Raw genomic sequence first — 11331 nt, 5'->3', positions numbered from 1 at the left:
GGTGATCTATCCACTCGGGCACTGTTGGATGAGGAGACACCGTCACCCCACCCCGTCTCACATTTCGCTGCGCTCAATGTGAGCCGACCCACGGGCGAGCTCCGCTCGTCCCGGACCCCTCCAGGGGAGGGTGGAAGCGAGACCTATTCCGCCGCCAGCGACTTTGCGCGCAGCGGCAGGCCGAGGCGGTCCCACACCTGCAGCAGGGCTTCGGCGAGTTGATCGATCAGGCCGTCGTCGTGATAGGGCGAGGGCGTGATGCGCAGCCGCTCGCTGCCCTTGGCGACCGTCGGATAGTTGATCGGCTGGATGTAGATGCCGTGCTCTTCGAGCAGCAGGTCGGACGCCTGCTTGCACTTCTCGGGATCGCCGACGAACAGCGGCACGATGTGGGTGTCGCTCGACATCACAGGCAGGCCGGCGGCGTTGAGGATCGCCTTGACGCGGGCGGCGCGATCCTGGTGGCGCTCGCGCTCCCAGCTGGAAGTCTTCAGATGCTTGATCGCGGCGGTGGCGGCCGAGCAGATCGCCGGCGGCAGCGCGGTGGTGAAGATGAAGCCCGGCGCATAGGAGCGCACGGCGTCGATGATCTGGCCGTTGGCGGCGATGTAGCCGCCGAGGCAGCCAAACGCCTTGGCGAGGGTGCCTTCCAGCACGTCGATGCGGTGCATGACGCCGTCACGCTCGGCGATGCCGCCGCCGCGCGGACCGTACATGCCGACGGCGTGAACCTCGTCGACATAGGTCATCGCGTTGTACTTCTCGGCGAGATCGCAGATCTTGGCGAGCGGAGCGACGTCGCCGTCCATGGAATAGAGGCTCTCGCAGGCGATCAGCTTCGGCCGGTTCGGACCGGCGGCCTTCAACAGCTCCTCGAGATGCGCCAGATCGTTGTGACGGAACACGACCCGCTCGCAGCCCGATTGGCGGATACCCTCGATCATCGAATTGTGGTTGAGCTCGTCCGACAGGATGAGACAGTTCGGAATGAGCTTGGCGATGGTCGGGATGCCGGTCTGGTTCGAGACATAGCCCGAGGTGAACAGCAGCGCGGCTTCCTTGCCGTGGAGATCGGCGAGCTCGGCCTCGAGCTGGACCAGCGGATGATGCGTGCCGGCGATGTTGCGGGTGCCGCCGGCACCGGTGCCGACGCGGGTCGCGGTCTCGACCATGGCGCCGACCACCTTCGGGTGCTGGCCCATGCCGAGATAATCGTTGGAGCACCAGATCACGACGTCGCGCTTGCCCTTGGGCGAGTGCCAGACTGCGTGCGGGAATCGGCCGGCCGTGCGCTCGAGGTCTGCGAACACGCGGTAGCGTCGCTCGGCGTGGAGACGATCGAGGGCGGAATCGAAGAACTGGTTGTAATCCATCGGCAAAACCTGCAACGGAACCCGGCCACGGCGGCCGCTCATTTTTAGAGCTTTTCCAGCTCCAATGTCCATGCGCCCGCCCACATTTGTGGCGAGGGGCGCGGGTATATTGATAGCGGCCTATCGTCGGCGATAGTTGATGTGGATCAAACGCCTAACACGCACACGCCGGCGCGGACCGGGGCTCCCGGGGACAGCAGGGACCGTTGCATCCGGCTTGGACATTTTGTCCATGTGGCGCGCTCCGTCCGTGATGGCCGAGCCGGTCGCGCCCGCAAGCGGGGCGAGGTGACGACAATGCTCACGTCGTCCGGAATTGCAGCACGCCGTCCTTGGTCTCCGCCGTCAGCCGGCCCTCGACGATCATGTAGTTGACGTGGGCGACCAGCTCGCCGGCGGCAAAGCCCATCTGGTGCTCGTCGAGCACATGCTTGTTGAACACGACAGGCACCAAGGCGCGCGAGGTCTGCGGCACCTCGCGGCAGGCCTCCGCGATCAGGCGGCAGCGCTCTTCGTGGTGATCGGCGAGCTGCTTGATGCGGGTCTTCAATCCGTAGAACGGCACGCCGTGGCCTGGCAGCACCAGCACGTCATAGGGAAGAGTGGTGGTGAGGCTGGCGAGCGAGGCCAGGTACTCGCCGAGCGAATTCTGGTCGGGCTCGACCGCCCAGACGCTGACATTGGGTGAGATTTTGCTCAGCACCTGGTCGGCGGAAAGGAACAGCTTGTCGTCGGCGCAATACAGCATCACCTGGTCGAGCGCGTGGCCGCCGCCGGTGATCACCTTGAAGCGGCGCGCGCCGATCACGACGTCCTCGCCATGGGAGATCCGGCGGTAGGAGGGCGGCAGCACCGAGACGCGCTTGAGATAATCCTGGCCGCGGCCCAGCAGCTTCTCGGTGAGCGACTCGTCCATGCCGTGGCGTCGGAAGAACAGCCGCTGCGCTTCCTGCCGCTCCGCGGTGCCGCGGTTCTGGTGATAGACCGATTGCAGATATTCGACCTGCGACATCACCAGCGGGCAGTTGAACCGCTCGACGACCCAGCCCGCAAGTCCGACATGGTCGGGGTGGGAATGGGTGACGATCAGGCGCGTGATGGTGACGCCCTTCAGCGGTCCGTCGAACAGCTTGGTCCAGGCCTCGATCGTCTCCTCATTACCGAAGCCGGTATCGACCATCGCATAGCCGTCGCCGTCGGCGAGCAGGTAGATGTTCACGTGGTTGAGGCGGAACGGCAGCTTCAGCCGCGCCCACAACACGCCGGGGCGGACCTCGACGATCTCGTCGTGGCCGGGATGCTGTTCCCAGGGATAGCGCAGGGCCTCGGCCGAGGACTGCACATTGTCGGTTTTCGCGTTCATGCTACCGGCTTAAACCCGCCGCGGGCGGCGCGCCAGCCGAAAAAGGGCGGGGCGTGGTCTCCGCATGGCGGTCATTCCGGAGCATTTTTCCGTAGCCCGGATGGAGCGCAGCGCAATCCGGGACTTCCCCGCTTGGGGCACGAATCCCGGATTACGCTGCGCTCCATCCGGGCTACAGGACCGGAGTCTACGGGACGGCGTCCTTACGCCGCCCGCATGTTGTTGAGGAAGGCGTCGATCTCTCCGCGCAGCATGTCGGCTTCGCGCCGGAGCGCGTCGGAGGCGCCCAGCACTTCGTTCGCCGCGGCGCCGGCCTCGGCCGAGGCGGTGGAGACGCCGACGATGTTGCTGGAGACCTCGCTGGTCCCGCCGGCCGCATGCTGGATGTTGCGGGCGATTTCGCGGGTGGCGGCGCCCTGCTCCTCGACCGCGGCCGCGATCGTCGTGGTCACGTTGTCGATCTCGCCGATGATCCGGCCGATGCCCTGGATGGCACCGACCGCCGACGTCGTGATGTCCTGCATGCTGGCGATCTGGGTGCGGATTTCCTCGGTCGCCTTGGCGGTCTGGCTCGCGAGGCTCTTCACCTCGGAGGCGACCACCGCGAAGCCGCGGCCGGCCTCGCCCGCACGCGCCGCCTCGATGGTGGCGTTGAGCGCGAGCAGGTTGGTCTGCGAGGCGATGGTCTGGATCAGATCGACCACGACGCTGATGCGGCTCGCGCTGTCGGCGAGGCTCTGCACCGTGGCGTCGGTTGCGCCGGCTTCGTCGACGGCTTTCTTGGCGATCGCAGCCGAGGTCACGACCTGCTTGCTGATCTCCTCGATCGAGGACGACAGCTGCTCGGTGCCGGAGGATACGGTCTGCACGTTGACGGAGGTCTCCTCGGCGGCGGAGGCAACCGCGTTGACCAGCGCGTTGGATTGGTCGGCGGTGGTCGACATGCTCTGCGCAGTCGACTGCATCGAGTTGGCCGACTGCGCCAGATTGTCGAGCGCGGCGCGCACGGTGTTCTCGAATTCGGCGATCTTGGCTTCCATGCGCGCGGCCCGCTCGGCCTTGGCGACACGGTCTTTTTCCTGCTCGCCGGCGAGCGCGCGGGCTTCGATCATGCTGTCGCGGAACACGGTCAGCGTTTCCTTCATCACGCCGATCTCGTCGTTCTGCCGCGAGCGGACGATCTCGGTGTCGAGGTCGCCGGCCGACAGCAGCTGCATGGCGCGCTGCAGCTCACGGATGCGGCGCAGGATGTTGCGGCCGACATAGAGCCAGACGAACAGCGCCGAGCCGACCAGCATCAAGGCCCCGAAGGCCAGCATCGCGGTCGTCGCGAGCGAGATCTCCTGCTGCGCCTGGGAGGTCGAAATGTTGGTCTCCTTCTGCACGCCGTCGACGAGCTGCTGCACGCTGATGCCGAGGCCGACATTGAGCTTGCGGGTCTCGTCCAGGATGGTCTGGCCGTAGTCGACGGAATCGAGTTCCTTTTCACGCAGATTGAACACGCCGGTCTTGCCGGTGCCGAGTGCGAGCAGCTTCTCCGCCGTCTCGCGCAGCATCTTGTTGCCCTGATTGTCGGGCAACAGATCGAGGTTGGAGCGCAGGCGGCCCTGGGCCGTCTTGAATTCCTTCTGGATGTCGTCGAGCTTGTCGCTGGTGTTGGCCGACAACGCCGCACTCATGTCGGCCGCAGCGAGATTGCCGCTGGCGACGACGTTGCCGAGCTGGCCGACGGTCTGCGCGGCGTCGGAGGCATCCGCGGCGGACAAATCGGCCGAGCCGAGAATGGCGTTGACCCGGGTCTGCGCGTCGAGCATCGCCGGGCTGGCCGCGCCGACGAAGGCGCCCTGCGCGTTGCGCAGCGCGTCATATTGCTTGTCGTGAAGGGCGGCGATATCGAGCCGTTCGCGGGCGGCCTTGGCCAGGCTCTGCGCCGCCTCGTTGATGCTCTTCATGGTCTCGCTGAGACCGGAGACGACGGTCTTGTCGCCGCCGAACTCGATGATCTCGTTGAGCTTCTTCTGCGTCTGCTCCTGCAGCTCCTTGAGCTTGGCGGTACGCTCTTTCAGGGCGTCCTCGGTTTGCGCCGCGAGCAGGGCCGGTCCCTGCGCCGCAAGGCTCGCGCTCAGTGCCGACAATTGCAGGCTGGCGGCAAGGCGCGGAATGTCCCGCCCGCTCAGTTCGGTCATGCGTCCGCCGAGATTCTGCAGCACGAGGCCGGCGCCGGCCGAGATCACGAGGCCCATGCCCGCGATCACCGCGAAGGCCGCGAACAGGCTGCCCCGCACGCCCCATGTCGGCATCTTGAATCGCGGCTTCAATCGACCAAGCAAACGGCCAACGCCCAGACGGATCGCCATCGAAAATTCCCCCAACCATTCTTGCTTCTATTTGTGGCCGGCAGTATCGGCGCTGCCGGTTAAAAATTCGCAATCTCCGCAAACGCTTGCGGACGTTCCGCAGGGCGAAAAAAGAACGGCCGGCGAGATCGCCGGCCGCATCGTCATGGTAAAGTTGTGGTAACCGATCAGTAACGCGCGACGCCCGTGCTTGCCCAGTTGAAGCGGTAGTTGACGCCCGCCTTGATGGTGTGGTCGTCGGTGGTGAAGCTGCCGGTGCCCGTGAGCGGACCGCCGGTGAAGCTCGCGTCGCCGAAATTGTAGTACTGGTACTCGGCCTTGGCCGACCAGTTCGGGGCGAACATGTATTCGAGGCCGGCGCCGACGGTGTAGCCGTTACGGTGATCGCCGGTGATCACGAAGGCGGCCGGCACGCCGCCGACGGTCACCTTCTCGTTGTTGTTCGAATAGGCGTAGCCGCCCTTCACATAGACCAGGCCGGGGCCCCAGGTGTATCCGACGCGGCCGGTGATCGAGCCGAGGCCGCGCTGGTCGTTGGTGTAGGCGATGCCGCCCGGGAACACCGCGCCGACGCTGCCGGACAGCCAGGAATACTGGCCTTCGACGCCGACCACGAAGTTCGGGTTGAACTGCCAGTCCGCACCGGCCTGCACGCCGCCGAGGAAACGGCCGTTGCCGTTGTTGCCGGTGGAGAGGCCGTTGAAATTGTTGTCGCTGGAGAAGGCGCCGCCGACATGGCCGCCGACATAGAAGCCGGTCCAGTTGTAGATCGGCGCGGCATAGGCCGGTGCGGGCGTCTTGTAATAGTTGCGGTTGCCGAGATCGGCACCGACGGCCGGCGCAGCCGCGCCCACCACGAGCAGCGCAACGGTCGCAAACAGAATCTTCTTCATCGTCCTGAACTCCAGCACTCAATGTCCCCGGGAGGCGCGCTTTCCGCGCCGCGTTGGTTTTGCAGATAGCTCGCTTTTGACGAAAATGCTGTCACATCCGTGGCACAGCAGGAGCCAACCTAACTTATTGGGCCGTAAATGATTTTCGTGCTTAATGCCGGCTTAAGAAATGCTGAAGGAAGGCTTAACGTAAAGGCCTGCCGGTAACCTCTGCGCGGGCTTCGTTAACCAAGACGCCGTCGCGCCTCATCGCGCATCTGCTGGCGGAACGCGGCGCGCTTTGCGGGCCGATCCTCCTCGCGCACGTCGTGGCGATCGAAAATGTCGAACTTCTCCAGGATCGGGTAACGCTCGCTCGCCATCGCGAGCACGCGCAGCACCTTGGTCGCCGACGGCGTCGGGCCGCTGACTTCCCAGCGCCGGATGGTGTCGCCGCCGCCTTGCTCCGGCAATCCGCAGAGCTTTGCCATGTCGGCCGCGGTGAGCTTGCGCTCGAGGGCATCGGAGAGGTCGTTGCGGAGTTGCTTCAGTTCAGGGCCGGTCATGCTGCTCGCGTCCAGGGAAGTCACTGGACGCAATGCACTAACGCTGATTCGGGTCCATCCGAAGGCGTCGGATGCGAGCTTCCCGCGCTCGGCACCTTCGTCCGCGCACGGAGTTATGAACCGAGACCTATGGACATCGTCCGGCCAATGTACAGATGGAATGGCGGGGCGTGCAGCGGCCGAAAGGATCAGCCATGAAAGCCATCAAATTCGCCATTGCCGCGCTCATCACGACCGGATTGCTTGCCACGCCTTTCGCAGCTGAAGCCAAGAAAGCGCGATCGAGCCGGCATTACAGCACAGGCGCGGTGGCGCCGAGCTATGGCGGCGCACCAGCATCCGCTGCGCAGCCGCGGGCGTCCTACGGGTCGTCAGGACAGCCGGTCGGCACGGTCACGGCACCGTCGATCGGATCGTACAATTGGCCGTCGGTCGGCGTGACCAATTCCGTTCCGACCTGGAGCAACACCACCCGATAGCGCGATGCTGGCCGGCCGGCATCGGCGAGGCGGGAATGGCTAGATTCCCCGCCGGGCCTGTTGGCCGATCACGCAGCGCCATGCCGCCAGCCGCTCGGCCGGATGCTGGCTCATCCAGTCGGCGAGCTGCGGGGCGCCCATCAGGCAGGACTGCACCGAGACCTCGGCGAAGTCGGAGGTGGTGACGATCTGCTCGTGACAATTGGTCGGTGAGGCGAGGCTGCAGAGCACGGCGATGATCTTGATCACGACAGGTTACTCCCGTCGCGGCCGATGAAGCGGCGGCCGATCGCTGCCTTGTCCTGCTCCTCGCTGGCCGGATCAGCCGATGGGAAGATGCTGTCGTAGATGGCGCGGGCCTCCTGAATGAGGCGCACGCGCTCGCGCTCGGACTTCGAGACAAAATGAATAACTTCGCCCATGGTGGCTCCGAATATCAGTTGGCAAATCCGTCATCAGATGACGAGGATCATTCCATTTCGATCTATGGCGCCGTTTCGCCTTCGAAACGCCGCAGCCGGTCACGTCGGAACAAAAGCGCGTGATCGCACTCCGGCGGTCCGATGTCCCGGTTGTTCTCTCGCGCGAATTGCGAGGCCGCGTACCGCCTCATAACGCGCGAGGGCAGTGACAAATTTTCCCCTTGCTGCGGCCAGCAAAGGACAGTCTCGCCAAGCAAATGCCGCTCAACCGAAAATGTTTCTCGTTCGGCGGCGCGCAAGTTTTGGAACGATCTCGAATGTGGCTGCCGCACGCGTTCGATCACGCCGCAGGCGCGCGCTCTTTGCGTCCCGGCACCGCCGCCAGCAGCTCGCGCGTATAGGCGTGCTCGGGGGCGGCGAACAGCTGCGCCGTCGGCTTCAGCTCGACGATGGCGCCGCGCTGCATCACCGCGATGCGGTCGCAGATCTGGGCGGCGACGCGTAAGTCGTGGGTGATGAACAGCATGGACAGGCCGAGGCGCGCCTTGAGGTCTTCGAGCAGCCTCAAGACTTGCGCCTGCACGGAGACGTCGAGCGCGGAGACGGCTTCGTCCGCAACGATGATCTCGGGCTCGAGCGCGAGCGCGCGGGCGATGCCGATGCGCTGGCGTTGGCCGCCGGAGAATTCGTGCGGATAGCGTTCCAGCGCGCCGGCATCGAGCCCCACCATCTTCAGGAGATCGCGGGCGCGGTCGAAGGCAGCTTTGGGATCAGTGCCGGCCGCGATCGGGCCGTCGGCAATGATGTGGCCGATCTTGCGCCGCGGATTGAGCGAGGCGAACGGATCCTGAAAGATCATCTGGATGCGATGGCGTTCGATGCGCAGCGCCTTGCCGGAGAGCGAGGTGAGATCGGTCTCGCCGATCCGCACCGTGCCGCGGTCGGCCTCGATCAACCGCATCACGAGGCGCGCCACCGATGATTTGCCGGACCCGGACTCGCCGACGAGGCCGAGCGTCTCGCCCCTGAAGATGTCGAAATTGACCGCGCGCGCGGCATCGACGCGGCGGTCCTCGCGAAACCAGCCGCCTGACGTGACATAGGTCTTGTCCAGCCCGATCACCTCGACCGCCTTGGCCTGGTCATCGAGGGGGCTTCGCGCCGGCGGGTCCATCGAGGGGACAGCTGCGAGCAGCGCCTTGGTGTAGTCGTGCTGCGGCTCGCTGAAGACGGTCGCCGCCGGGCCTTCCTCCACGACCTTGCCGTGGCGGAGCACGACCACCTGGTCGGCGATATCGGCGACCACGCCGAAATCATGGGTGATGAACATCACCGCCATGTTGCGGTTGCGCTGGAGGTTGCGGATCAGCTTGAGGATCTGCGCCTGTGTGGTGACGTCGAGCGCGGTGGTCGGCTCGTCCGCAACCAGCACCGCGGGCTCGAGCGCGAGCGCCATCGCGATCATGGCGCGCTGGCGCTGGCCGCCGGAGAGCTGGTGCGGATAGGCGCGCACGATGCGCTCGGGGTCGGGCAGGCCGACCTCACGCGCCAGCGCCAGCGCGCGCGCACGTCGCTCCCTGGGCGTCAGCAGGCCGTGCGCCTCGAACATTTCGGCCATCTGGTCACCGATCCGCATCAAGGGATTGAGCGCGGTCATCGGCTCCTGAAAGATCATGGCGAGGCGGCGGCCGCGCAGGTCGCGCCAGCCGGCGTCGTCGAGCTTGAGCAGGTCGCGGCCTTCGAACTGGATCTCGCCCGAGCCGATGGACACCGTATCGGGCAGCAGGCCCATCAGCGCATGGGCGCACATTGACTTGCCGGAGCCGGACTCGCCGACGACGCAAACGATCTTTCCGGGATGCAATTCCAGCGAGACGCCGTCGACGGCGAAGGGACGTTCGGCACCCTTGGGCAGCGCGATCCTGAGGTTCTTGATGGAGACGGCGGGCGGGGCGGTCGTCATCTAGCGGCCCTCCCGCGACAGGCGCGGATTGAGCGCGTCGTTGAGGCCTTCGCCGATCAGGTTCAACCCGAGCACGGAGATCAGGATGGCGACGCCGGGAAACACGGTGATCCACCAGGCTTGCCGGATCACGGTGCGGCCGGCGCCGACCATGTAGCCCCAGGAGATCAGATTGGGATCGCCGAGGCCGAGGAAAGACAGCGAGGATTCCAGCAGGATCGCGGTCGCGACCATCAGCGAGGCCAGCACGATCACCGGCGACAGCGCGTTGGGCAGGATCTCGCGCAGGATGATCCAGCTGTTGCTCTGGCCGGTGACGATCGCGGCCTGGACGTATTCGCGCGTGCGCAGCGACAGCACCTCGCCGCGCACGAGGCGGGCCACCGGCGGCCAGCTCACCAGCGCGATCGAGGTCACGATCGAGTAGATCGAGGGCTGCAGGATCGCGACCAGCACGATCGCCAGCGCGAAGCTCGGAATGGTCTGGAAGAACTCGGTGAAGCGCATCAGGGCATCGTCGACCCTGCCGCCGAAATAGCCGGCCATGGCCCCGATGGGAATGCCGACGACCAGCGCGACCAGGGTCGAGACGAGGCCAACCAGGAGCGACACCCGTGCGCCGAAAATCATGCCGGCGAATACGTCGCGGCCGAGCGCGTCGGTGCCGAGCGGCACGGTCGACAGCGTGAACGGCGGCAGGAACGGCCGCTGCACCATGCGCCAGGGCGAGTTCGGGAACAGCATCGGTCCGAACAAAGCGACGGAGATCGCGAGCAGGAGGATGACGAGCCCGATGACGCCGCTTGGGCTTTTGAGCATCGATGTCCAGAACTGTTTCATGAAGCGAATTCAATGCGCGGATCGACCAGTCGGTAGACGAGGTCGGTGATGAGGTTGAAGATCAGCACCATGGCGGAGCAGATCACGAAGACGCCGAGCAGCAGATTGTAGTCGCGCTGCAGCAGGGCGTCGTACATCAGCCGCCCGATGCCGGGCCAGGCGAACACGGTCTCGGTGATGACGGCGCCGCCGATCAGCGTTCCCGAATGCACGCCGGCGAGCGTCACCACGGGCAGCAGCGCGTTGCGCAGCACGTGGCGGCGCTGGATCACGGCATCGCTAAGGCCCTTGGCGCGCGCGGTTTTGACGAAGTCGAGTCGCTTCACTTCCAGCATCGAGGCGCGGGTCATGCGGGTGTAGGTCGCCATGAAGAACAGCCCGAGCGTCATCGCCGGCATGATCAGGTGCTTTGCGACATCGACCGCATGGGCAAGGCCGGTGAGGTTGGCGCCGACCGTCTCGTAACCAAAACTCGGCAGCCATTCCATGGTGACTGAGAACAACAGGATCCCCATCAGCGCTACCCAGAACAGCGGCATGGCGTAGAAGATCAGCGCAAAGACGGTGATGGCGGTGTCGAGAAAGGTTCCGGCAAAGCGCGCGGCAAAGGTGCCGAACAGGACGCCGAGGGCGAGCGAGATCGCGAAGGCCGTCAGCGTCAGCAGCAGCGTCGCCGGCAGCCGCTCGCCGATCAGTTTCGCGACCGGGGCCTGCTGGCGGAACGAGAAGCCGAGGTCGAGGCTGACCACGCCCTTGACATAGATGAAGAGCTGCTCCGGCAGCGGCTTGTCGAGGCCAAACTTCTCCCGGAGCTGTTTGACGAAGACCTGGTCGGAAGCGCCGGCCTCGCCCGCCATCACGACCGCGGGGTCGCCGGGCGCAAGCCGGATCAGGAAGAAATTGAGGACGACGATCGCAAACAGGACGATCACGCCCTTGAGAACACGCTGGGCAACGAAGGAGAGCATCTAGACAGTCATATTGGTGATGTGACCTGGAGCCACGGAGACGGAGCGACTCCCTCGCCCCGCTTGCGGGGAGAGGGTTGGGTGAGGGGGACTCTCCGCGAGCGTATCAGCAGTTGGACTCGTGGAGA

11 protein-coding genes are annotated in these 11331 nt (G+C 65.4%); 1 reads left to right on the top strand and 10 read right to left on the bottom strand.

Translation table 11 applies throughout. The features are described from left to right. Window positions 1-143: 143 nt before the first annotated feature. From hemA to SE92_RS20375, 5 genes are all read right to left on the bottom strand, one after another. Complete coding sequence (gene hemA / locus SE92_RS20395; RefSeq protein ID WP_063203659.1) at window positions 144-1373, bottom strand: 5-aminolevulinate synthase; 1230 nt, start codon at window positions 1371-1373, stop codon at window positions 144-146. Window positions 1374-1674: 301 nt separating this feature from the next. Beyond that, window positions 1675-2736, bottom strand: coding sequence for an MBL fold metallo-hydrolase (locus SE92_RS20390; protein WP_063197852.1), 1062 nt, complete (start codon window positions 2734-2736; stop codon window positions 1675-1677). Window positions 2737-2939: 203 nt separating this feature from the next. Beyond that, the gene (locus SE92_RS20385) at window positions 2940-5093 is read right to left on the bottom strand and encodes a methyl-accepting chemotaxis protein (RefSeq protein WP_063197850.1); all 2154 of its coding nucleotides are present in this window, start codon (window positions 5091-5093) and stop codon (window positions 2940-2942) included. A 167-nt stretch (window positions 5094-5260) separates the two neighbouring features. Then, entirely contained in the window at window positions 5261-5986 is a 726-nt protein-coding gene (locus SE92_RS20380; RefSeq protein ID WP_063197848.1) for an outer membrane protein, read from the bottom strand. 224 nt (window positions 5987-6210) lie between these two features. After that, a complete protein-coding gene (locus SE92_RS20375) occupies window positions 6211-6531 on the bottom strand; it encodes a hypothetical protein (RefSeq protein WP_063197847.1) in 321 nt (106 codons plus the stop codon). Between the two features lie 194 nt (window positions 6532-6725). On the opposite strand from SE92_RS20375, the gene SE92_RS20370 reads away from it, so the two are divergent. Then, window positions 6726-7010: a hypothetical protein gene (locus tag SE92_RS20370; protein ID WP_063203658.1), complete on the top strand. Its 285-nt coding sequence runs from the start codon at window positions 6726-6728 to the stop codon at window positions 7008-7010. Between the two features lie 39 nt (window positions 7011-7049). Here the strand turns inward: SE92_RS20370 and SE92_RS20365 are convergent, their stop codons facing one another. From SE92_RS20365 to SE92_RS20350, 5 genes are all read right to left on the bottom strand, one after another. Further along, window positions 7050-7259, bottom strand: a complete 210-nt coding sequence (locus SE92_RS20365; RefSeq protein WP_063197845.1) for a hypothetical protein — start codon at window positions 7257-7259, stop codon at window positions 7050-7052. Further along, entirely contained in the window at window positions 7256-7432 is a 177-nt protein-coding gene (locus SE92_RS36770) for a hypothetical protein (protein ID WP_198172715.1), read from the bottom strand. The genes SE92_RS20365 and SE92_RS36770 overlap by 4 nt, the downstream gene beginning before the upstream one ends. Before the next feature lie 340 nt (window positions 7433-7772). Further along, window positions 7773-9395 carry an ABC transporter ATP-binding protein gene (locus SE92_RS20360; protein ID WP_063197843.1) on the bottom strand — a complete coding sequence of 541 codons (1623 nt, stop codon included), beginning with the start codon at window positions 9393-9395 and terminating at the stop codon, window positions 7773-7775. After that, window positions 9396-10235, bottom strand: coding sequence for an ABC transporter permease (locus SE92_RS20355; RefSeq protein ID WP_063197842.1), 840 nt, complete (start codon window positions 10233-10235; stop codon window positions 9396-9398). After that, window positions 10232-11203, bottom strand: coding sequence for an ABC transporter permease (locus tag SE92_RS20350; RefSeq protein ID WP_063197840.1), 972 nt, complete (start codon window positions 11201-11203; stop codon window positions 10232-10234). The genes SE92_RS20355 and SE92_RS20350 overlap by 4 nt, the downstream gene beginning before the upstream one ends. Window positions 11204-11331 lie beyond the last annotated feature (128 nt).

Source organism: Bradyrhizobium sp. AT1, from assembly GCF_001590795.1.
In the GTDB taxonomy this organism is placed as follows: Bacteria; Pseudomonadota; Alphaproteobacteria; order Rhizobiales; family Xanthobacteraceae; genus Bradyrhizobium.
The sequence above is the reverse complement of the archived record's forward strand: the minus strand, read 5'-3'. Positions and strand labels throughout refer to the sequence as shown.

Excerpts from the sequence above, each read along its gene's own strand:
- hemA (WP_063203659.1), bottom strand. The coding sequence starts at position 1,373 with ATGGATTACAACCAGTTCTTCGATTCCGCCCTCGATCGTCTCCACGCC.
- SE92_RS20390 (WP_063197852.1), bottom strand. The coding sequence starts at position 2,736 with ATGAACGCGAAAACCGACAATGTGCAGTCCTCGGCCGAGGCCCTGCGC.
- SE92_RS20385 (WP_063197850.1), bottom strand. The coding sequence starts at position 5,093 with ATGGCGATCCGTCTGGGCGTTGGCCGTTTGCTTGGTCGATTGAAGCCG.
- SE92_RS20380 (WP_063197848.1), bottom strand. The coding sequence starts at position 5,986 with ATGAAGAAGATTCTGTTTGCGACCGTTGCGCTGCTCGTGGTGGGCGCG.
- SE92_RS20375 (WP_063197847.1), bottom strand. The coding sequence starts at position 6,531 with ATGACCGGCCCTGAACTGAAGCAACTCCGCAACGACCTCTCCGATGCC.
- SE92_RS20370 (WP_063203658.1), top strand. The coding sequence starts at position 6,726 with ATGAAAGCCATCAAATTCGCCATTGCCGCGCTCATCACGACCGGATTG.
- SE92_RS36770 (WP_198172715.1), bottom strand. The coding sequence starts at position 7,432 with ATGGGCGAAGTTATTCATTTTGTCTCGAAGTCCGAGCGCGAGCGCGTG.
- SE92_RS20360 (WP_063197843.1), bottom strand. The coding sequence starts at position 9,395 with ATGACGACCGCCCCGCCCGCCGTCTCCATCAAGAACCTCAGGATCGCG.
- SE92_RS20355 (WP_063197842.1), bottom strand. The coding sequence starts at position 10,235 with ATGAAACAGTTCTGGACATCGATGCTCAAAAGCCCAAGCGGCGTCATC.
- SE92_RS20350 (WP_063197840.1), bottom strand. The coding sequence starts at position 11,203 with ATGCTCTCCTTCGTTGCCCAGCGTGTTCTCAAGGGCGTGATCGTCCTG.